Origin of the sequence: Gluconobacter sp. P5E10 (assembly GCF_018812145.1) — a bacterium.
GTDB classification, from domain to species: domain Bacteria; phylum Pseudomonadota; class Alphaproteobacteria; order Acetobacterales; family Acetobacteraceae; genus Gluconobacter; species Gluconobacter cerinus.
Genome location: NZ_JACRVZ010000002.1, coordinates 526,015 through 547,339, shown reverse-complemented (window position 1 = coordinate 547,339; position 21,325 = coordinate 526,015). Strand labels below are relative to the sequence as shown.

Below are 21,325 nucleotides of genomic sequence, written 5' to 3'. Positions count from 1 at the left end.
AGAGCCAGCTCTTCACCATCAGAGGAAATATAATCATGTCCATTCGCCTCAAAGCTTCCCTGCTTGCCACCGCTGTTCTGATGGCTGCCCCGGCCGTCTCGTCAACAGCATTCGCGCAGGCCATCAGCAGCCCCAGCAACGACCAGACGCAGACGGCCAATACCGCCGCGCAGAAGGCCCAGAACTCCACCATTGATCAGCCGGCGAACCACCTTCCGACCAATCCCCGGACCATTACGGAACAGCCGGACCAGCCAGCTCCTGCGGCTCCACACGCCATGTCCAACACGTCCAAGCAAGGCAAGACAGAATACAAGAGCCATCTGAAGCGGACGAAGCAGTCTCACCTGACGGTCAAGACGAAGCCTGACACCGCACAGCCGAACTGACACAGACCAGATGCGACGGAGCCACACTTTGCGTGGCTCCGCCAAATCTCTATACCTGCTGCCATCCAAGACGGGCAGTAAGGGCCAATCATGACCACGCAGGACTACAAGGTACACGACATCTCCCTGGCAGACTGGGGCCGCAAGGAAATTTCCATCGCTGAAGGCGAAATGCCCGGCCTGATGGCTCTCCGCGAAGAGTACAAGGACACCCAGCCGCTCAAGGGCGCCCGTATCGCTGGCTGCCTCCACATGACCATCCAGACCGCCGTGCTGATCGAGACGCTGACGGCTCTCGGCGCAACGGTCCGCTGGTCGTCCTGCAACATCTTCTCCACGCAGGATCACGCAGCAGCTGCCATCGCTGCAGCTGGTATTCCCGTCTTCGCCTGGAAGGGCCTGACGGAAGAAGAATTCAACTGGTGCATCGAGCAGACCATCACGGGTCCGGACGGCTGGACGCCGAACATGATCCTCGATGACGGCGGCGACCTCACGGTCATGATGCACGAGCAGTTCCCGGAACTCCTGAAGGACGTCCGCGGCCTGTCCGAAGAAACGACGACGGGTGTCCATCGTCTCTGGCAGATGGCCAAGGCTGGCACGCTGAAGGTTCCGGCCATCAACGTGAACGACAGCGTCACGAAGTCCAAGTTCGACAACCTGTATGGCTGCCGCGAGAGCCTGGTGGACGCTATCCGCCGTGGCACAGACGTCATGATGGCCGGCAAGGTTGCCGTGGTTGCCGGTTATGGCGACGTGGGCAAGGGTTCCGCTGCTTCCCTGCGTAACGCAGGCTGCCGCGTTCTCGTGACCGAAGTCGACCCGATCTGCGCCCTTCAGGCCGCCATGGAAGGCTATGAAGTCGTCACCATGGAAAACGCGGCCCCGCGCGGCGACATCTTCGTCACCTGCACGGGCAATGTGGACATCATCACGATCGACCACATGCGCGAAATGAAGGACCGTGCGATCGTCTGCAACATCGGTCACTTCGACAGCGAAATCCAGGTTGAAGCCCTGCGCAACTATCGCTGGAACAACATCAAGCCGCAGGTTGACGAAGTCGAGCTGGCCGAAGGCCGCCGCATCATCCTGCTCTCCGAAGGCCGTCTCGTGAACCTTGGCAACGCCACGGGTCACCCGTCCTTCGTGATGTCCGCTTCCTTCACCAACCAGACGCTGGCCCAGATCGAACTCTGGACCGCCAAGCCGGGCCAGTACGAGGTGAAGGTTTACACCCTGCCAAAGGCTCTGGACGAAAAGGTCGCTGCCCTGCACCTCGCAAAGGTTGGCGCCGAACTCTCCAAGATGTCCACGAAGCAGGCTGATTACATTGGCGTTCCGGTTGCCGGTCCGTTCAAGCACGAAGAATATCGTTACTGAGCGGAACAGGTGACATGGGGTAGGCGTTGTCTACCCCGACACCTTTTTTCAAACCGTCAGGAGTATTTCCTATGGGTCTTTTCAGCACGATCATGTCCAAGATTTTCGGGCATGCAGAAGCAGCCACGCCAACCTCCGGCACGGCTGATGCACAGGCTTCCGCTGGCGCTCCGGCTGCCGCAGCCCCAGCGACGCCTGCAACTCCAGCCGCACCAGTAGATGTGGATGCCGTTCTTTCGGATCTGGCATCCAAGGCTGGCCAGCCGCTGAACTACAAGACCTCGATTGTGGATCTTCTGAAGCTGCTCGGCCTCGACAGTTCCCTGGAATCACGCAAGCAGCTTGCAGGCGAACTGCACTACACGGGCAGCACGGATGACTCAGCAACGATGAACGTCTGGCTCATCAAGCAGGTCTATGCCGAGCTGGCCAAGAACGGTGGTAAGGTTCCTGAAGGCTGGGCTCACTAAGCCTTTCCAACAGGATCAGTTACGAAAAAGCCTGGATGTTCTCATCCGGGCTTTTTTTATTTTTCACTGCGTAGAAAAAAGAATGGGCCGCGAAGGGGACAGTGTTAAGGCAGACGTCTCAATATCAGGCGCCCTCCCCTGACGCAGCTCTGCCAGAGACTGGTGGAAAACCCTGATCCTGACATCCCGTGAGCCATCTGCGTGACGCCAGCGTTCGAACGCCAGAACGGTATTCGGGGCCGTAGAATCCGGTTGATCCGGAAAAGACCAGTCGAGCCCGAACAGGGCCATCATCGCAGCCAGATTGGTATCGTGGCCGGCCAGAACAAGCACCTTCGTGGAAGACGATATCCCGGGGATAGACCGAACCGGGCGATCAGACAAAAACGCACGAATACTCTCCGCCATCACCCCGTTTCTGGCGCGGGCATATTCGGGCAGACGCCTCAGAAGATGATTTTCCGCTTCATGCGCAGGCATAACAGCTTCCAGAACGTGCGGCGCATCTTTGTCAGCCACCTCGAAGTCAGCCAGAGACAAACCTTCTGCATAAGTCAGCAACAGACTTTCTGCAGCCATGCCTGCCGTTACGAAGCCGCCCTGAAGATGTGGCGTTCCTTTTTTCCACTCAATCTTCGTCGCGCCTAAAAAGCATTGAGGCGACGAATTACTCTCCGAGCATGCCTCCGGCGCCATGAGCGATTGAACGGCTTTCAGAGCGTTATGAGAGGCCGGTTCGGACAATGTCTTCGTGGCAGCTGCAAATTCTTGCTCCAAAACTCCACGATCAATCTGGCCTGCCTGACTTCCAAGCGCATTAAAAACCGGATCGACACCCGTCGTCGCCCACTGGGCATTTATGGCGCATCCTGGGGCTATTTCTTTAGCCCAGACGTCCCCCGTCTGTCGCGTCCGATGATCAGCCGTATCGGCCCAGACAACAGTCTCCTGCTCCAGGATCTGACACGTCTCGGAGCCCTGAAGCAGAGCGCTTGCGCTATAGTTTTTCTGAACAGCCTGCACCATCGCTGCCAACGCTGCGGCACCGTGCTGTGTCATTTCTCCAGGCGCTACAGACCATGTCTGCCAGGTATGACCCGTCCGATGCTGCATTTCCTGCGGTGAGAGCGTCGGACTGCGGATCCCGTGTCGGCCGAGAAAAACGACTTTTTCGAGAATGTCTGGCTGCGCCTGAGAGGCACAGCCCCCCAAGGCAAACAAGATAGCAAGCGAAGACAGTCGCCGCATCATGGCATCGTTGCCGTCATGTTGAAGAACACGCTCCGGCCAGCAATACGCCAGAACAGTGGGGCATCGCCATAAGACTGGTTCCCCGCAAAGTCGCTGATGGCACGGTTGTTGAACAGGTTGGCAATTTTGATGCTTGGGGTCACATTACTGAAAAATGAGCCAATATGATGAATGCGCCAGCCCATGGCGAGATCAGCCGTCACAGTGCTTCCAATTTTGTACTGATTTTTGAAGACCGTATTGTCTGCATCATCAGTCGTGCTGTCCAAGCCCCAATGCGTTCCGGCATATTTTCCCATGATTGAGAAATAGGGCCCATGCTCACTCTCATAGAGCAGCCCGAAAGACGCCAAAGCGTTTGGACTTTTGGCAACGCGAACATTGCTGTGCTTATATTTTGCGTCATTAACGCTGTAATTCCCATAAAGGGAAAAACCGTAACCAATGACATATTGCCCTTCGAGTTCAATTCCTCGGTACACTGCACCACCGCTGTTCACATATGTCGATGTCGTACCGATGTTGGGAACCTGAATCTGCGCAGAGGCAATATAATTCGAGAAATTGATGTAATATCCATCCAGAGAAAGCATCCAGTTGCGGCCATGATATACCGATCCAACCTGATAATTCATGGTGGTTTCAGGCTTTACATTTCCAACGGAACTAACCTGAAAAACAGACAGTGGTGGCGCGAGAAAGCCCCGTGCAACCTGAGCATAAGCGCTCCAGTTTTTCATAATACGTTGATTAATCGCAATGGATGGCTGCCATGATCCATAGCTTTGTGTGTCTTTCAGTGGGAGCTTTGTCCCCTTATTAATGCCCGCATCATAATCTCGTTTGAAAATGGAATATTTTACACCCGGCTTAATTGTTACTCCTGCCCACGGATGAAAATTCAGTTCCAGATAAGGTTGAATTGTCGTGTTCAGGTCTGAAATATCATAGCTATATGCTGAACCATTTTTACCAAGAACCGGAACGGAGTTCTGGCTCAGATCAATGGCATACGTGTAGCGACGATCTTTCTGAACATCAGCCCAAACCCCCAGAAGAATATCACCGTAAGACGTATGCCCTTTCAGACGAAGGGTATCGCCATATGTCCGGTAAGCTGCATCTGCATATTTTCCAGGAATATCGTTTTTATAAGTCGCCACCTTTTTCCCAGCAGCACTATAAAATGTCACACCGTTTGCTGCGGCATCACCCTGACTTGCGTCTGTGCTTTCAGAATAATCATGCTCAAAGCCACTGGTGTAAATCTGATTTTCTAAAGTGAGCCAGGACAGAAGCTTTGTTTTAAGGGAGATATAATCAAAATCAGATGTATAAACGCTTGGCTGATACCCATAATAACACTGCTTCGACGGGTCATTGCATAACCCGTAGTTCTTTCCATATTTTTTATAATCGTCCAGCGTGGCGCCCTGGGTCGTGTACTGCCATTCCTTGTTATACGTCGTTTCAATCGTAAGCGTTGTTTCTGGTGCCAGATCGATAACATCCTTGAACATCAGGTTGCTGCGACGCTCAGAAGAATTGGTCAGATAACCATTGGTTTCCTCGTGCTGCATATCGATAAAAGCACGGCCCATTCTGGTTTTGCCTGTATCGAATTCAATACCACCTGCGCGAGTATTGAAACTACCGTATGTCCCGTAAAGCGTTGTCCCCATCCGCGCCGCTGGGTTTTTAGACGTAAATCCCATGGTTCCGCCGAACGTCGCATTTCCTATCGTTGACGCTGTGCCAGGACCACGATCAATCTGCGCCTCCCCCAGAAAGTGAGAGATAAACAGTGAGGACGTCGTATGACCCATATCCGAAGCATTTCCAAAAGGAATGCCGTCGAATGTCATATTATATTGGCCGTCCTGAAAACCACGCAGACTCATGGTTTCAGCTTTTCCCATTCCCGGCCCATTCGGGTTCTGAGAAAATACGCTTGGCTGGAATTGAATAATGTCATCAACGCTTGCGAGCGGAATAATATTATTTGCCAAAAACCCCGACTGAATTTTTGATGTCGGCTGCGTAATGTCTAGTGGTACCGTTGCGGGAGCGATACGTGCAGCATGACCAAGAACTGTGAGCTTTTCGACCTTCGGCTTTTCTTTGGATGCATCCTTTTCGGTGTCAGCCTGCTTGAGCTCTGCCGCGTTGGTCGTTGAACCAAAAAATATCGCCGCAGCCATAACGCCTGTCTGCAGGACGATTTTTTTTCTGGTACTGATCATTGGAATTGCGCGCTCCCGTGGAATAGAGAACGCTCATTACTGTTACTACCCAGTGCTGAGAACAGGAATTACCAACCTGTAATAGAAACTTCATACGGAGTACCAAAATCTGTCATAAATATTATGAAACATTTTGGTGTTGGAATGTATCAGGGTAGCGGTCGCTTGTCCGCGATGGGGTCAATCTTCGGTTCCGTCAATGGGCCGGAATCCACTACAACAACCAGATCTCCTGCGATCGGGGTCGCCTCCCGGTCCTTGGGCAGGAGTGCCGCAAAGCGTGGATCATAGCTGGCCGCCTGTTCGTAAAGCGCATCTATCAGACCATAATGATCCATGAAGCGGTTCATCGTCGCTGGAATGCGGATACACCCTTCAGACGCAGAGTGACCAAGTCTCCACTCGAGAAACTGTGGGTCCGTAGCGTGAATTTCCAGCCGGATCTGCCCGGTTTCATGTTTTGGGAGCCAGCCCTTCATTGCCGTCTGCCATCCCATATCCCAAACACGGGATCCTTTGGCACCAATACCGCGAATACCATATTTGTTTTTTGTGCCTTCAGCGCGATAGCCCAAGCGGTCGGCTGAATTTTGAAACACGCCTGTCGGAGTAATGTAATAGTATTTCCGGCCTGTTGTTCCTGTTGAAACAGGAGTGCCTCCTAGGGACACCCAAGGCTCGTCTGGTAATGCCAGAACAAAATCAAGATGCTGAATACGCTCATTACGATCCACAACCATAATCAGTTGAGGACGTGATACAGGCTGATTGGCCTTTGCAACTTCAGCCTGAGCAAGAGAGACAAATGCCTCCCGACGGTCCTGCTTATAAGTCGTAAAACCCTTCACGGTCTTTGCCATCATTTTCACGAGCCGCGCAGCTTCCTTGTGTGCCTCTGCATTGCTGACGACAGGAAGTGGCGGAATCTGAACCGCAGGAACCACCGGCGTAGCATCTGTCACAGGATTACTGGCAGGCGGAGGAACAGAAACGTCTCCACCTGGTGCACTCGATGCCGGAGGAGTTGGATCCGCATGTGCGCACGCTGACAACAAAGGACCGCCACCACATAATGCGGTTGTCACGACAAGAAGTCTGGCAGAGCGATACAATGTGGAAACAGGCCGCATGGACAGGATTACCCTCGGTTCATAATGGGTCAATGAACGCGGGGGATCGGCAGAACCGTCCAGCGTTCAGCGGGAGACGCCACGCCTTAACGCGCCATCTCCCCAAAAAGTCACAGGTCGAGCAAGAGGCGTCTTGGATCTTCAACAAGCTGCTTCACTCTAACAAGAAAACTGACCGCTTCCCGACCATCAACAATTCGATGATCGTAGGAAAGTGCGACATACATCATCGGTCTGACAACAATCTGACCATCCCGCACAACGGGTCGATCCTGAATGGCATGCATTCCCAGAATACCCGATTGCGGAGTATTCAGAATCGGCGTGGACAGAAGTGAGCCGAAAATGCCTCCGTTCGTTATGGAAAACGTTCCAGAAGAAAGCTCATCAAGCTTGAGAGACCCAACTCTCGCACGCTTTCCATAATCAGCAATCCGACGCTCCAATTCGGCAAAGCTCATCTGGTCGGCTTCATGCAGAACCGGGACGACAAGCCCCCGCTCCGTACCGACGGCAATGCCCAGATTGACGAAATCGCGATAGACAATCTCATCGCCTTCGATCTGGGCATTAAGTGCCGGGTAATCCTTTAGCGCTCCAACAACAGCCCGGGCGAAAAATGACATGAAGCCCAACCGGGCACCGTCATGCTTTTTTTCAAACTCATCACGATATTCTGCCCGCAAAGCTTTTGCCGCTGACATATCGATTTCATTAAACGTTGTGAGAATGGCAGCCGTATTCTGAGCCGCTTTTAGATTCCGTGCGATAGTCTGACGAAGGCGTGACATGGGAACACGACGCTCGCGACCATCATCTGCCCTTGGTGTTGAAGGGACCGGTGCTTTGGCCGGTGCAGCAACGGGCTCCGGCTTCGGAGCAGCAGCAGTCAAAGGTTCGGGGGCAGGCGTGGAAACAGGCTCCGGCTTTACCGCTTCGACAGGAGCAACGGGAGCGACAGCCGGTGCTTCAGCCGTTTCGTCCACTTCTCCCAGAAGCCCCCCTATTTCCACCTCTGTGCCAACCGCGACGCAATTCTCCAGACGCCCGGCGGACGGGGCCGTCACCTCCACGCTGACCTTGTCTGTCTCAAGTTCGAGAATTGTTTCATCGTGCTGAACATAGTCGCCAGACTGCTTCAGCCACCGCGCGACGATTGCGGTCGTCAGGCTTTCCCCTAGCGCCGGTACCCGAATTTCGACCGCCATCGTCACTCCTTACTTGCACAAACATCCCGATCAAGGGATGGATCTTTATAAAATTCCCGTTCCGTCGGACATACGACAGGATCACAAAAACAGGATAGTGCATCTTGCGGTCAAACGGGAGCCAGGAACTATCCCTATGCCGGGACTTTGAAAAGAAGAGCAAAGGACACCGTCATGCCCCTTCCCTCGGATTATCCCGAATTTCTTGCATCCGATCATCTTTCTGGAAGGACGCGCGACATTCTCGTCACGCGCCTTGAGGACGACCTGTTACAGGCGCCACGCGTCCTTTCCCCAAGAGCCTTTGCAGTTCTTGAAGCCCTTCTGCCGGCTCTGCTTCCTCAGGAAGATATTCTGGGAAACAGTCCCCTTAATCTGGCCGTCCGCATAGATACCGCCCTTGCCGGACCACGCGACGGCTGGCGGTTTGCAGAACTTCCTCCCGACGTCACGGCGTGGGAGCAGGCATTACTGACTTTGGATGATCTCGCCCAAGCTCAGCACAGCATGCCGTTCCCGACGCTTAATGCTTTAGCGATTGGTCAGACGCTCGACGAACTCGCGGACGGACGCCACGGCATAAACGCGGCTAACCGCCTGACGCCTGAGCAGATGCAAAAGTGGTCATTCGATCTCCGGGCAGACGCGATTGAATGCTTCCTCGCCGATGCTCGTGTTCAGGATGCGCTGGGAATTTCCGCCAACCTCAACGGTGGGGATAATGTGTTCCAAGGGTTCCAGACTGTTGAGGCCAATGAGCGGGAATCCTTCGAACCCTCACCCAAAATCCCTTCAGCCAAACCGTGAGACAAGACCCTTCCATGAAGACCTATGCCGAAACAGAGATTCTGGACGTCATTGTCATTGGGAGTGGCGCAGGCGGCGCTCCTCTTGCCGCTCGTCTGGCCCAGGCCGGAAAGAGTGTCCTGGTCCTTGAAGCTGGCCCGAGCTTTTCACCCTCCCGTTATACATCAGACGAGATCGAGGCGCGCGAAATCTACTGGCTGCATGAACGTCTGTCTGGTGGCCGCAATCCTCAACCTTTCGGTGGAAATAATAGTGGCACTGGCGTGGGCGGCTCCCTGCTGCATTATGGTGCTTTTCTACCCCGCCCTCATGCTGGCGATTTTCGGCTTCATACTGAAACCGGCCGCAGTGTGGATTGGCCCTTTTCTTATGAAGAACTCCTCCCCTACATAGAAGAGGTTGAAGCCTTCATTGGTGTCTCGGGTCCATCCAACTATCCATGGGATCCTACCCGGCGTTATGCCTACGCCCCTCCACCAGCCAATCCGGCTGCGATGAAGATGCGGGAAGCTTGCGACGCCGTTGGTATTCGTCATGCTGATGGACCAACGGCTCTCATTACGCGCGATTTCAACCAGCCTCATTTTGGAACTCGTAAAGCGTGTGCAAATTGCGGCGCATGTCATCAGGGCTGCCGCAACGGGGCCAAGTCGGGCGCAGACAATACGTGGCTTCCGCTTGCTGTCGCGCATGGCGCTGAAATTCGCTCCGGGTGCCACGTCCATACAATCGAGACGAACCAGGCCGGACGCGTTACCGGCGTCGTCTACACCCGAAACGGTGAAAACGTCCGTCAACGCTGTGAGCGCCTTGTTCTGTCTGCTGGTGCTGTCGAAACGGCAAGACTGCTGTTGCACAATGAACTGGCAAACAGCTCCGGACAGGTCGGTGAAAACTACATGACCCATATCTCGACGCAGATCTGGGGAGAAATTGATGAGGATGTACGCCCGAACCGGGGTTATCCGTCCCTCACAATCACAGAAGACATGATGCGTCCCAAAGATGCCGATTTTGCGGGGGGCTATCTGATTCAGTCCCTCGGAATGATGCCGATCACCTGGGCCTCCAACATTGCACGTGGGTCAAAGCGTCGTGGAGCAGATCTCGTAAGAACATTGGCCGGGTACAACCGCAGTATCGGCATGGGGATTCACGGCGACTGCATGCCCAGCCCTGAAAACCGGGTTGTTCTGTCAGATGAAAAGGATGCTCTGGGTCTGCCAAAGCCACTGATTACCCACAGCTACGGCCCGAACGAACTGGCAATGCACGCTCATGCATCGCGTCTGTTAACGCGCATGTGGCAAGCCGTCGGAGCCAAGGATCTACGTCTTCTTGATCGGGCAGCCCATATGATGGGAACGGCACGGATGGGGACGGAGTCCGGCTCTGCTGTCGTCACCCCATACGGTCAGAGTTTTGATATCGACAACCTCTGGATCAGTGATCATTCAACCTTTCCCAGTGCGACGGCAGCCAATCCGGCCCTGACCATTATGGCCCTGTCCTTGCGCACCGCAGATGCCATGCTGAAAAACTGATTTATATCAAAGTGCCACCCCGGAACGCACGAGGCTTGACACCCCTTTGTGCGCTCCGGTAATTCGAGCGTGACTTCTTGGTGGCTATCAGCTGCCCGGTCTCCTTTCCTAACCGGATGATGCCCGTTTGCGATGCCCGGCCCTTTATGGGTGCCAGACATCCCGAACCACTGCTTCCGATCCAGTTCTTGCATCAGGCAGGCACATCCTCCCCCATTAAGGTCTGCCCAAAGGGCACATAAGGCGCGTCTTTCATGCATCTCGCCGAACTCAAGAAAAAATCTCCGGCCGATCTGCTGGCTTATGCAGAGGAACTGGAGATCGAGAACGTCTCGTCCATGCGCAAGCAGGACATCATGTTTGCCATCCTCAAGACCCTTGCCGAGCGCGATCAGGCGATCTACGGCGAAGGGACGCTGGAAATCCTGCCAGACGGTTTTGGATTCCTGCGCAGCCCGGAAGCAAATTACCTTCCTGGCCCTGACGACATCTATATTTCCCCAACTCAGGTTCGTCGCTTCGGTCTCCGCCCTGGCGATACCGTCGAAGGCCAGATCCGTGCGCCGCGCGACGGAGAGCGTTACTTCGCTCTGCTGAAGGTCAACACCATCAACTTCGAGGACCCGGACGTTGTCCGGACTCGTATCAACTTTGACAATCTGACGCCGCTTTACCCTGAGCGCCGCCTGAAGATGGAAGTTGAGCAGTCCGAGCCAGCAGCCAGCGAGTCTTCTCCGCGCAGCAAGGGCAAAAAGGACCAGCGCGACTACACCCCGCGTGTAATCGATCTGGTAACGCCAATCGGCATGGGCCAGCGCGCCCTGATCGTTGCTCCGCCCCGTACGGGTAAGACCGTGATGCTCCAGAGCATCGCCGCGTCCATTTCAGCCAACCATCCTGAAGTCTTCCTGATCGTTCTTCTGATTGATGAGCGTCCGGAAGAAGTGACGGACATGGCGCGCTCGGTGCGTGGTGAAGTCGTGTCCTCTACCTTCGACGAACCGGCAACACGCCACGTTCAGGTGACGGAAATGGTTCTCGAAAAGGCCAAGCGCCTTGTCGAGCACAAGCGCGACGTGGTCATCCTGCTGGATTCCATTACGCGTCTTGCCCGCGCCTACAACACCGTCGTTCCTTCATCGGGCAAGGTGCTGACAGGTGGTGTGGACGCAAACGCCCTGCAGCGCCCCAAGCGCTTCTTCGGTGCGGCCCGTAACATTGAAGAGGGTGGCTCGCTCACCATCATCGCCACTGCGCTGATCGATACCGGTTCGCGCATGGATGAAGTGATCTTCGAAGAGTTCAAGGGCACCGGTAACGCCGAGCTCATCCTGGATCGCAAGCTGGCTGACAAGCGCACCTTCCCGGCCATCGACATCACCAAGTCGGGCACGCGTAAGGAAGAGCTTCTTGTTGAGCGCGGTGAGCTTTCCAAGATGTGGGTCCTGCGCCGCATCCTGGCCCCGATGGGCACGATGGATGCCATGGACTTCCTGCTGGACAAGCTCAAATACAGCAAGTCCAATCAGGACTTCTTCGACGCGATGAACAACTGATCCTGTTCTTTGCATCACAAAAAAGGGGAGCCATGGCTCCCCTTTTTTATTGGACTTCCTCATTCACCCTTTTCGAGATTGAGGAGAATTCTCTTGTCTACAACACCATTCAGGCCCGAATAGCCTCCAAGCCCGTTCGTTCCCACAACCCGATGACAGGGGATTAGCACAGGGATCGGATTCGCGCCCATTGCTCCGCCTATGGACCGGGCTGATCCACCCGCCTGAGCCGCAATCTGGGCGTATGTCCGGGTCTCTCCGTAGGGGATTTCAAGGATTGCCTGCCAGACCTTCTGGCGATACGGCGTGCCATACGGAGAAAATGGCAGACTGGAAAAATCTACCTTTTCGCCATCGAAATACTGTTCGAGCAGATCCCGAACTTTTACGAGGAGCGGAGTTTCCTCCTGATCGCGTCCCCATCCCCAGTCGAGAGCGACAATACGCCCTTCGTCTTCACTGATGGTAAGGGCTCCAAGAGGAGAATAACAGGATAGCTGTGGCATAAAGCTAGGCTGCCTGATGCCTTGGAAAGCGTCAATCATGCTTCCCTAAAAGAGTCCCGATCAAAAAAACGTATGCATGCTCTGCATATTCCGGGAAGCCGATATTCTCAAATAACATATGGAACTATTTTCGTATTCTTTCCTGAAATACTCTGCAATCTGTTGGGAAATAGCCATTCGTGTGTCAAAACTGCGACAGGATCGCTCAGATACAGGTCATTAGTTTTTGAGAACAATTCTCATCTAGTTGTTTTTCGATTTTTGTCAGCATAACGCTCACGGAAACGTCAGAAGCTCAGTTTTCTATAAACAATAAGATAAGGAGTAGTAAGTTCTCGTGATGCTGGTTTTCCAGGCAACTTCAAAAACTGATGATTCCTTACCTGTAAGGTATCCATCAGGACTTGAGCGGTCCGGAATATCAGCAGTAAGAACAGTCTTTGCAAAAAGGACAGTCGGATCATGGTTTCTGGTCTACTGACGCCGATCAACGTTACGAAGAAGCGCCTTCTGGGCTGCGCGGCCGCACTGGCATTCTGCGCAGCTTCCCCTCTTGCCCTCGCTGAGGACACCGGTACCGCCATCACCAATGCCGACCAGCATCCAGGAGACTGGATGAGCTATGGTCGGACCTACTCCGAGCAGCGCTATAGCCCCCTGGACCAGATCACCAAGGACAATGCCGGCAATCTGAAACTGGCATGGCACTATGACCTGGATACCAACCGTGGGCAGGAAGGTACGCCGCTGATCATCGATGGCGTCATGTATGCCACGACCAACTGGAGCAAGATGAAAGCTCTGGATGCAGCAACAGGCAAGCTGCTCTGGTCCTATGATCCAAAAGTTCCTGGCAACATTGCTGACCGTGGCTGCTGCGATACGGTCAACCGTGGTGCGGCTTACTGGAACGGCAAGGTCTATTTTGGCACGTTTGACGGTCGCCTGATCGCTCTGGACGCCAAGACCGGCAAGCTGGTCTGGAGCGTTTATACCGTTCCCAAGGAAGCACAGCTCGGTCATCAGCGCTCTTACACGCTTGATGGCGCTCCGCGTATTGCCAAGGGCAAGGTCATCGTCGGTAACGGTGGTGCAGAATTTGGCGCCCGCGGCTTCGTTACGGCGTATGACGCTGAAACGGGTAAGGTGGACTGGCGTTTCTTCACTGTTCCAAACCCCGACAATAAGCCGGACGGCGCAGCTTCTGACGATGTGCTGATGTCCAAGGCGTACCCAACTTGGGGCAAGGGCGGCGCATGGAAGCAGCAGGGCGGCGGCGGTACCGTCTGGGATTCGCTGATCTATGACCCGGTCACAGATCTCGTCTACCTGGGCGTCGGTAACGGCTCACCATGGAACTACAAGTTCCGTTCTGAAGGAAAAGGGAACAACCTCTTCCTCGGCAGCATCGTGGCCATCAATCCTGATACCGGAAAATACGTCTGGCATTTCCAGGAAACACCGATGGACCAGTGGGATTACACCTCGGTTCAGCAGATCATGGCGCTCGACATGCCGATCAATGGCGAAATGCGCCATGTGCTCGTTCATGCGCCAAAGAACGGCTTTTTCTATATCCTCGATGCCAAGACCGGTAAGTTCATTTCCGGCAAGCCCTACACCTACGAGAACTGGGCCAATGGTCTGGACCCTGTAACGGGCCGTCCGAACTATAACCCCGACGCTCTGTGGACCCTGAACGGCAAGCCCTGGTACGGCATTCCGGGCGATCTGGGTGGCCATAACTTTGCTGCCATGGCTTACAGCCCGCAGACGAAGCTGGTTTACATCCCGGCTCAGCAGGTTCCGTTCGTCTATGACCCGCAGAAGGGTGGCTTCAAGGCTCACCACGATAGCTGGAACCTTGGTCTGGACATGAACAAGATCGGCCTGCTGGATGACAACGATCCGCAGCACAAGGCTGACAAAGCCCAGTTCCTGAAAGATCTGAAGGGCTGGATCGTGGCCTGGGATCCGCAGAAGCAGCAGGCAGCGTTCACGGTTGACCACAAGGGTCCGTGGAATGGTGGCCTTCTTGCCACGGCCGGCGGCGTCCTGTTCCAGGGTCTCGCGACCGGTGAATTCCATGCTTACGACGCTACGACAGGCAAGGATCTGTTCAAGTTCCCAGCCCAGAGCGCCATCATTGCTCCTCCTGTGACCTATACGGCTCACGGCAAGCAGTATGTTGCGGTTGAAGTGGGTTGGGGCGGTATCTATCCGTTCTTCCTCGGTGGCGTAGCTCGGACATCCGGCTGGACCGTCAACCACTCACGGATCATCGCCTTCGCTCTTGATGGCAACGACAAGCTGCCTGCCAAGAACGAGCTTGGATTTGTTCCGGTGAAACCGCCTGAGAAGTGGGATGAAGCCAAGACCAAGGACGGCTACTTCCAGTTCCAGACCTATTGCGCAGCCTGCCACGGCGACAACAGCATCTCTGGCGGCGTTCTGCCTGACCTGCGTTGGTCCGGTGCGATCCGCGGGCCTGAGAAGTTCTACAAGCTCGTCGGCAAGGGTGCTCTGACGGCCTACGGTATGGATCGTTTCGACACGTCCATGTCTCCGGCTGAAATCGAAGACATCCGCAACTTCATCGTAAAGCGCGCCAACGAGTCCTACGCAGACGAAGTCAAGGCCCGAGAGAATGAGGCAGGCGTCCCGAACGGCGAATTCCTCAACGTCCCTCAGGGTCCGGTTGCGCCTGCAACGCCGGACCATCCGTGACGGGAAACCGTCACGCTGAAAGGAATGACGTGACATGCTCAAGGCATTAACTCGGGACAGACTGGTATCTGAGATGAAACAGGGATGGAAATTCGCGGCCGCAGTCGGCCTTATGGCAGTGTCTTTTGGCGCTGCCCAAGCCCAGGACGCTGATGACGCCCTGATTCAGCGCGGTGCCTACGTGGCCCGCCTGTCTGACTGCGTTGCCTGTCATACAAGCCTGCACGGTCAGCCTTTTGCTGGTGGTCTGGAGATCAAGAGCCCGATCGGGACGATCTACTCCACCAACATCACGCCTGACCCGACATACGGTATTGGCAGCTACACACTGGAAGACTTCACCAAGGCGATCCGCAAGGGTATCCGCAAGGACGGCGCGACGGTTTATCCGGCCATGCCGTATCCTGAGTTTGCCCGCCTGTCTGACGACGACATCAAGGCCATGTATGCCTTCTTCATGCATGGCGTGAAGCCGGTCGCCCTTCAGAACAAGCAGCCGGACATCTCCTGGCCGATGAACATGCGCTGGCCGCTGGCCATCTGGCGCGCCATGTTCGTGCCGACCGTTACACCAGGTCTGGACAAGAGCATCTCCGATCCGGAAGTGGCTCGCGGCGAGTATCTGGTGAACGGCCCAGGCCATTGCGGCGAGTGTCATACACCTCGTGGCATGGCCATGCAGGTCAAAGGTTACACGGCCAAGGACGGCAATGCTTACCTGTCCGGTGGTGCACCGATCGACAACTGGATTGCTCCAAGCCTGCGCAGCAACAGCGACACAGGTCTGGGCCGCTGGTCTGAAGACGATATTGCTGAATTCCTGAAGAGCGGCCGTATCGACCATTCCGCCGTCTTCGGTGGCATGGCTGACGTGGTGGCCTACAGCACGCAGCATTGGACTGATGACGATCTGCACGCCACAGCCAAGTACCTGAAGAGCATGCCTGCCGTGCCGGAAGGCAAGAACCTTGGTCAGGACGATGGCAAGGCAACAGCCCTGCTGGAAGCTGGCGGCAAGGGTGATGCGGGCGCAGAGGTTTATCTGCATAACTGCGCCATCTGCCATATGAATGACGGTACAGGCGTCAACCGTATGTTCCCGCCTCTGGCTGGCAATCCGGTTGTCATCACCGACAATGCAACGTCGATGGCCAACATCGTGACCTTCGGCGGCATCCTGCCTCCGACGAACACAGCACCATCTGCTGTTGCCATGCCGGGCTTCCGCGATCATCTGTCTGACCAGCAGATCGCTGATGCCGTTAACTTCATGCGCAAGAGCTGGGGCAACCAGGCTCCTGGCACGCTATCTGCCGCAGATATCCGCAAGCTCCGTACAACAGGTGCTCCGGTTTCCACAGCAGGCTGGAACGTGTCATCCAGAGGCTGGATGGCTTACATGCCACAGCCTTACGGCGAAGGCTGGACCTTCTCCCCGCAGACGCATACGGGTGTGGACGAGGCTCAATAAGCCTCTTCTGACCCTGTCGGTCTGACAGGAACGGGCGGTCCGGAAACGGGCCGTCCGTTTTCTTTTGTGCAGGCCGATTTCACATGACGACGTCCTGCATTACATAAAGGGGCATGAACCCCTTTTCTTCCTCGGACCCTCAGGTCATTTTTGCTCTGGCCACAGGCTCAGGCCGCGCAGCAATCGCCATCATGCGCGCCAGCGGACCGGGAAGCGCCTCTGTTCTCCAAAGCCTGTGTGGGTCCTTGCCCGAACCTCGGCGTGCCAGCCTCCGGAGCCTTCGCCATCAGGGCGAGGTGATGGATCATGCTGTGGTGCTCTGGCTGCCAGGGCCAAAATCGTACACCGGAGAAGATGGGTTCGAGCTACACCTGCATGCAGGTCCGGCCGTTATTGCGCGTGTCGCTGACGCCCTGACGGATCTGGGCGCCCGTCCTGCAGAGCCGGGAGAATTTACAAAGCGCGCCGTGCAAAAGGGCCGACTGGATCTCCTGCAAGCAGAAGCCATCGCAGACCTTGTCGATTCCGAGACTGAAAGCCAGCGCAAACAGGCCCTGCAACAAGCCGATGGGGCGCTAAGTCGCCTTTATGATGGATGGGCTCAACGATTAAGGCTGGTTCTGGCCCATCAGGAAGCTCTGATCGACTTTCCTGATGAAGACCTTCCTCCTGAGGTGGAACACACTCTTCTGGCCGAGATGTCAGCTCTACATAGCGAGATGTCCGCTCATCTTCAGGACAACCGTGGAGAACTGATGCGTCAGGGTCTGACGGTCGTGATCGCAGGCTCGCCAAATGTTGGAAAATCAAGCCTTCTCAATGCGTTATCAGGATATGACGCAGCTATTGTCACTCACCGTGCAGGAACAACACGGGATGCCATTGCAGTAGACTGGGTTCTGGATGGCGTTCGTCTTCGTCTGATCGACACCGCCGGGCTGCGGGAAACTGAAGATGAGATTGAGGCGGAAGGTATTCGCCGGGCACTGTTTCACGTGAAACAGGCAGACGTTATTCTGCACCTCATTGGGCCGGATGAAGCAGCCGATGCTTTGTCTTCCGATGAAATTGCAGTCCGAACAAAAATCGACATCGCACCAGCGCCCCCGAACATGCTAGGCATCAGCACCCAGACGGGTGAAGGTCTGTCAGAACTGCGAGCCTTCCTGACCCAACGGGTCTCAGCGATGACGGCCAATGCCGGAGCGCCGCCTTTGACCCGTGCTCGCCACCGTGCAGGCATTCAGGAAGCTGTTACGCACCTGGATCTCGCCCGAGGTGCCACGTGGCCTGAGTTGCGCGGAGAAGAGTTACGCCTGTCCATGCAGGCTCTGGGACGTCTGACAGGACGTGTTGATGTTGAATCCCTGCTCGATGCAATTTTCGGGCAGTTCTGTATCGGGAAGTAAGTTTTGAGCGATTTCGATGTCATCGTGATCGGCGGCGGCCATGCTGGTTGTGAAGCAGCGGCAGCGTCAGCACGCTTTGGGGCCAAGACGCTCCTGCTGACGCACAAGCTCGAAACCATCGGGGCTATGTCTTGCAACCCTGCCATCGGCGGCATCGGTAAGGGACATCTCGTGCGTGAGATTGATGCACTGGATGGGCTGATGGGCAAAGCCGCTGATCGCGCTGGCATCCATTTCAAGCTGCTCAATCGCTCCAAGGGACCGGCTGTGCATGGTCCTCGCGCGCAGGCAGATCGCTCCCTTTACAGAACGGCCATTCAAACCCTTCTGGCAGAAACACCCAACCTGACCATCATGGCAGGTGCGGTTGGAGATCTGATTGAAGAAAACGGACATATTCGTGGTGTGATCTGCGAAGATGGTCGGTCCTTCCGTTGTGGCGCCGTGGTGCTCACGACAGGCACGTTCCTGCGCGGTGTCATCCATGTCGGCCACGAACAACAGCTTGCGGGGCGCATCGGTGAAGCGCCCGCCACCAAGCTGGGAGAACGACTGGAAGCTCTGAAGCTTCGTATGGGCCGCCTCAAGACTGGCACACCACCACGCATTGCGCGCGACAGCATTGACTGGGAGAGCCTGCCTGAAGATCGGGGTGATGAAATTCCAGAGCCGTTCAGCCCTCTGACGAGCAGCATCACCAACGCTCAGGTCTCATGCCGGATCAGCCAGACCACACCGGAAACGCACCGGATCATCAACGAAAACCTGCACCGTTCAGCCATGTATGGTGGCGCGATTGCAGGCCGTGGCCCACGATATTGCCCGTCTATTGAGGACAAGGTTGTCCGTTTCGCAGAGCGGTCTTCCCATCAGGTTTTTCTTGAGCCCGAAGCGCTCCCTGGAAATCCCGGGGGTGACCTTGTTTACCCGAACGGTATCAGCACCAGCCTTCCCGCTGATGTTCAGGCCCTCATGATCGCATCGATGCCGGGGCTGGAAAAAGCGCGGATCGTCACAGCCGGATACGCTGTGGAGTATGACTACGTCGATCCGCGAGAACTGATGCCCTCACTTCAGTTGCGCAGCCTGCCTGGCCTTTACCTCGCGGGGCAGATCAACGGCACGACAGGCTATGAAGAAGCCGGCGCTCAGGGCCTTCTTGCTGGCCTGAATGCCGCCCGCGCGACCGCCGGAAACGATCCGCTCATTCTGGATCGGAGCGATGCTTATCTGGGTGTCATGATCGACGACCTGACATTGCACGGCATCAGCGAGCCCTACCGCATGTTCACGTCACGGGCCGAGTATCGCCTAAGCCTCCGGGCTGACAATGCAGACATAAGACTTACACCAAAAGGTATGGACGCTGGCTGCATTCTATCTGAACGCGCTGAAGCCTTTACCAACATGCAAACCCAGATTGACGCAGCCATGGCACTGGCAGCATCGACGACCTTCCTGCCCCAAGCCCTCAAAGACGTCGGGTTTGAGGTCTCTCTAGATGGACGACGTCGGAGCGTTCTGGATGTTCTTGCCAGCAACGGCGACCATTCGAAGGTGTTGGATCTGGCGCCATGGTTTGGCGCTCTGCCTCTCCGTATCCGCCGTCATGTGGAAACGGAAGCCCGCTACGGCGGCTATCTCCAGCGGCAGGATCGCGAGATCAAGCAGCTCGCATCCGAAAGCGCCATCGCTCTTCCGGACAATCTGGATTACAACGCTATCGGCGGCCTGAGCAGTGAGATGCGTGAGCGTTTTACTCAGGCACGACCAACTAGCTTTGCAGCTGCGCAACGTGTGCGAGGTGTAACCCCCGCTGCGCTGGTTGCCCTGCTGGCCCATGTAAGGACCCTGTCATGACCACCGTTTCACGTGAAACGCAGGAGAAACTGGAACGCTTCGCAGACCTGCTCGTGCAATGGAATGCGAAGATCAATCTGGTCAGCCCAAAAGATCTGGGCCAATTATGGCCACGCCATATCCAGGACAGCCTGCAACTCGCAGACATGATTCCTGCCGGTGCGACAATTACGGATCTGGGCTCAGGCGGAGGCTTTCCTGGCCTTATTCTGGCAATCGCAACAGATAATCCTGTGACGTTGATTGAGTCCGATCAGCGGAAATGTGCCTTCCTCCGAGAAGCTGGTCGTATCTGCGGAGCCAAAGTCACGGTCATTCCAAAGCGCATTGAAGCCGCAACCCCGCCAGAAGCCGACATCATTACAGCCCGCGCGCTGGCCCCGCTGGTCAAACTGCTCGGATGGGCGCGTCCTTTGCTGAAAGAAAACGGATTTTGTCTGTTTCTCAAAGGCATAAAGGCGCAGGATGAGTTGACCGAGGCAAGCCGTGACTGGCACATGACATCTACCATTCTTCCCAGCCGCACCGACCCCAGCGGAGCCATTATCAAGGTCAGTGATTTCAAGCGTGTCGTCTAATTCCGTATCCCCCACCACCCGCATCATTGCCGTCACCAACCAGAAGGGCGGTGTCGGCAAAACCACGACCACAATCAATCTAGCTGCTGCGCTGGCACGGAAACAGCGCGTCCTGCTCGTTGATCTGGACCCTCAAGGCAATGCCTCGACCGGGTTGGGCATTGAGTATGATCAGCGGAATATTGGCACCTATGCCGCCCTGATGCAGGAAGCAGAGCCACACGCCCTCGCCCAGCCGACAGAGTTCGAAAATCTTTCGATTATCACCGCCAATAATGAGCTGGCTGGTGCTGAACTTGAGATGATCGCAGATGAGCGTCGTGAATATCGTCTAAGGGATGCTCTGCGCTCCCTTGAAGGCGACTACGATACCGTCCTGATCGATTGCCCGCCCAGCCTTGGCCTTCTCACGCTCAATGCCCTCGTCGCCGCAGACAGCGTTCTCGTGCCGCTACAGTGTGAGTTCTTTGCGCTGGAAGGGATCAGTCAGCTTGTGCGCACCATTGACCGTGTGCGGCGCGCTTTCAATGCAGATCTGCATCTCGAAGGCATTGTGCTGACCATGTACGATCGGCGAAACAACCTTTCAGAACTCGTGGCACAGGATGCACGAGGTTTCTTTGGCGAGCAGGTTCTTGAAACGCTGATCCCAAGAAATATTCGTATTTCCGAAGCCCAGAGTCATGGCAGCCCGGTGCTAAACTATGATGCACGCTCCACAGGCGCAGTCGCCTATGTGGCACTGGCGGACGAACTTCTGAAGCGAACCGAGAACAGGACAAAGGCGTAA

General features: G+C 55.6%; 17 protein-coding genes. 12 read left to right on the top strand and 5 right to left on the bottom strand.

All coding sequences use genetic code 11. The features are described from left to right. The first annotated feature begins 35 nt into the window (after window positions 1–35). From KP707_RS06460 to KP707_RS06450, 3 genes are all read left to right on the top strand, one after another. Window positions 36–389: a hypothetical protein gene (locus KP707_RS06460; RefSeq protein WP_099211936.1), complete on the top strand. Its 354-nt coding sequence runs from the start codon at window positions 36–38 to the stop codon at window positions 387–389. Between the two features lie 90 nt (window positions 390–479). After that, the gene (gene ahcY, locus KP707_RS06455) at window positions 480–1,775 is read left to right on the top strand and encodes an adenosylhomocysteinase (RefSeq protein WP_099211254.1); all 1,296 of its coding nucleotides are present in this window, start codon (window positions 480–482) and stop codon (window positions 1,773–1,775) included. 71 nt (window positions 1,776–1,846) lie between these two features. Next, window positions 1,847–2,245, top strand: a complete 399-nt coding sequence (locus tag KP707_RS06450) for a DUF3597 domain-containing protein (protein ID WP_099211256.1) — start codon at window positions 1,847–1,849, stop codon at window positions 2,243–2,245. A 63-nt stretch (window positions 2,246–2,308) separates the two neighbouring features. Here KP707_RS06450 and KP707_RS06445 read toward each other — a convergent pair whose 3' ends face one another. The 4 genes from KP707_RS06445 to sucB form a co-directional block, all read right to left on the bottom strand. Continuing rightward, window positions 2,309–3,496 (bottom strand): histidine-type phosphatase, encoded by a 1,188-nt coding sequence (locus tag KP707_RS06445; RefSeq protein WP_215751668.1) that lies wholly within the window; start codon window positions 3,494–3,496, stop codon window positions 2,309–2,311. Next, window positions 3,493–5,739 (bottom strand): TonB-dependent receptor, encoded by a 2,247-nt coding sequence (locus tag KP707_RS06440; protein WP_211502497.1) that lies wholly within the window; start codon window positions 5,737–5,739, stop codon window positions 3,493–3,495. The genes KP707_RS06445 and KP707_RS06440 overlap by 4 nt, the downstream gene beginning before the upstream one ends. Window positions 5,740–5,888: 149 nt before the next feature. Beyond that, window positions 5,889–6,869, bottom strand: coding sequence for a L,D-transpeptidase (locus KP707_RS06435; protein WP_203548105.1), 981 nt, complete (start codon window positions 6,867–6,869; stop codon window positions 5,889–5,891). Window positions 6,870–6,979: 110 nt separating this feature from the next. Next, complete coding sequence (gene sucB, locus KP707_RS06430; protein WP_215751667.1) at window positions 6,980–8,077, bottom strand: dihydrolipoyllysine-residue succinyltransferase; 1,098 nt, start codon at window positions 8,075–8,077, stop codon at window positions 6,980–6,982. Window positions 8,078–8,251: 174 nt separating this feature from the next. On the opposite strand from sucB, the gene KP707_RS06425 reads away from it, so the two are divergent. The 3 genes from KP707_RS06425 to rho all read left to right on the top strand — a co-directional run bounded on the left by KP707_RS06425 (window position 8,252) and on the right by rho (window position 11,984). After that, window positions 8,252–8,884, top strand: a complete 633-nt coding sequence (locus KP707_RS06425; protein ID WP_249202814.1) for a gluconate 2-dehydrogenase subunit 3 family protein — start codon at window positions 8,252–8,254, stop codon at window positions 8,882–8,884. A gap of 14 nt (window positions 8,885–8,898) precedes the next feature. Then, the gene (locus tag KP707_RS06420; RefSeq protein ID WP_211502494.1) at window positions 8,899–10,428 is read left to right on the top strand and encodes a GMC family oxidoreductase; all 1,530 of its coding nucleotides are present in this window, start codon (window positions 8,899–8,901) and stop codon (window positions 10,426–10,428) included. A 254-nt stretch (window positions 10,429–10,682) separates the two neighbouring features. Further along, a complete protein-coding gene (rho, locus tag KP707_RS06415) occupies window positions 10,683–11,984 on the top strand; it encodes a transcription termination factor Rho (protein ID WP_046900397.1) in 1,302 nt (433 codons plus the stop codon). Window positions 11,985–12,043: 59 nt separating this feature from the next. Here the strand turns inward: rho and KP707_RS06410 are convergent, their stop codons facing one another. Continuing rightward, window positions 12,044–12,529 carry a methylated-DNA--[protein]-cysteine S-methyltransferase gene (locus KP707_RS06410; protein ID WP_211500306.1) on the bottom strand — a complete coding sequence of 162 codons (486 nt, stop codon included), beginning with the start codon at window positions 12,527–12,529 and terminating at the stop codon, window positions 12,044–12,046. A 423-nt stretch (window positions 12,530–12,952) separates the two neighbouring features. Here KP707_RS06410 and KP707_RS06405 point away from each other — a divergent pair, with 423 nt between their 5' ends. From KP707_RS06405 to KP707_RS06380, 6 genes are all read left to right on the top strand, one after another. Further along, the gene (locus KP707_RS06405) at window positions 12,953–15,217 is read left to right on the top strand and encodes a PQQ-dependent dehydrogenase, methanol/ethanol family (RefSeq protein WP_099211272.1); all 2,265 of its coding nucleotides are present in this window, start codon (window positions 12,953–12,955) and stop codon (window positions 15,215–15,217) included. A gap of 34 nt (window positions 15,218–15,251) precedes the next feature. Beyond that, window positions 15,252–16,688, top strand: a complete 1,437-nt coding sequence (locus KP707_RS06400; RefSeq protein ID WP_046900400.1) for a cytochrome c — start codon at window positions 15,252–15,254, stop codon at window positions 16,686–16,688. 113 nt (window positions 16,689–16,801) lie between these two features. Further along, entirely contained in the window at window positions 16,802–18,097 is a 1,296-nt protein-coding gene (gene mnmE, locus KP707_RS06395; RefSeq protein WP_211502493.1) for a tRNA uridine-5-carboxymethylaminomethyl(34) synthesis GTPase MnmE, read from the top strand. Between the two features lie 3 nt (window positions 18,098–18,100). Continuing rightward, complete coding sequence (gene mnmG, locus KP707_RS06390) at window positions 18,101–19,957, top strand: tRNA uridine-5-carboxymethylaminomethyl(34) synthesis enzyme MnmG (RefSeq protein WP_211502492.1); 1,857 nt, start codon at window positions 18,101–18,103, stop codon at window positions 19,955–19,957. Further along, complete coding sequence (gene rsmG / locus KP707_RS06385; RefSeq protein WP_211502491.1) at window positions 19,954–20,535, top strand: 16S rRNA (guanine(527)-N(7))-methyltransferase RsmG; 582 nt, start codon at window positions 19,954–19,956, stop codon at window positions 20,533–20,535. The genes mnmG and rsmG overlap by 4 nt, the downstream gene beginning before the upstream one ends. Continuing rightward, window positions 20,525–21,325, top strand: a complete 801-nt coding sequence (locus KP707_RS06380) for a ParA family protein (RefSeq protein WP_211502490.1) — start codon at window positions 20,525–20,527, stop codon at window positions 21,323–21,325. Before rsmG ends, KP707_RS06380 begins: the two co-directional genes overlap by 11 nt.

Coding starts and splice junctions, on each gene's coding strand:
- KP707_RS06460 (WP_099211936.1), top strand. CDS start 36: ATGTCCATTCGCCTCAAAGCTTCCCTGCTTGCCACCGCTGTTCTGATG.
- ahcY (WP_099211254.1), top strand. CDS start 480: ATGACCACGCAGGACTACAAGGTACACGACATCTCCCTGGCAGACTGG.
- KP707_RS06450 (WP_099211256.1), top strand. CDS start 1,847: ATGGGTCTTTTCAGCACGATCATGTCCAAGATTTTCGGGCATGCAGAA.
- KP707_RS06445 (WP_215751668.1), bottom strand. CDS start 3,496: ATGATGCGGCGACTGTCTTCGCTTGCTATCTTGTTTGCCTTGGGGGGC.
- KP707_RS06440 (WP_211502497.1), bottom strand. CDS start 5,739: ATGATCAGTACCAGAAAAAAAATCGTCCTGCAGACAGGCGTTATGGCT.
- KP707_RS06435 (WP_203548105.1), bottom strand. CDS start 6,869: ATGCGGCCTGTTTCCACATTGTATCGCTCTGCCAGACTTCTTGTCGTG.
- sucB (WP_215751667.1), bottom strand. CDS start 8,077: ATGGCGGTCGAAATTCGGGTACCGGCGCTAGGGGAAAGCCTGACGACC.
- KP707_RS06425 (WP_249202814.1), top strand. CDS start 8,252: ATGCCCCTTCCCTCGGATTATCCCGAATTTCTTGCATCCGATCATCTT.
- KP707_RS06420 (WP_211502494.1), top strand. CDS start 8,899: ATGAAGACCTATGCCGAAACAGAGATTCTGGACGTCATTGTCATTGGG.
- rho (WP_046900397.1), top strand. CDS start 10,683: ATGCATCTCGCCGAACTCAAGAAAAAATCTCCGGCCGATCTGCTGGCT.
- KP707_RS06410 (WP_211500306.1), bottom strand. CDS start 12,529: ATGATTGACGCTTTCCAAGGCATCAGGCAGCCTAGCTTTATGCCACAG.
- KP707_RS06405 (WP_099211272.1), top strand. CDS start 12,953: ATGGTTTCTGGTCTACTGACGCCGATCAACGTTACGAAGAAGCGCCTT.
- KP707_RS06400 (WP_046900400.1), top strand. CDS start 15,252: ATGCTCAAGGCATTAACTCGGGACAGACTGGTATCTGAGATGAAACAG.
- mnmE (WP_211502493.1), top strand. CDS start 16,802: ATGAACCCCTTTTCTTCCTCGGACCCTCAGGTCATTTTTGCTCTGGCC.
- rsmG (WP_211502491.1), top strand. CDS start 19,954: ATGACCACCGTTTCACGTGAAACGCAGGAGAAACTGGAACGCTTCGCA.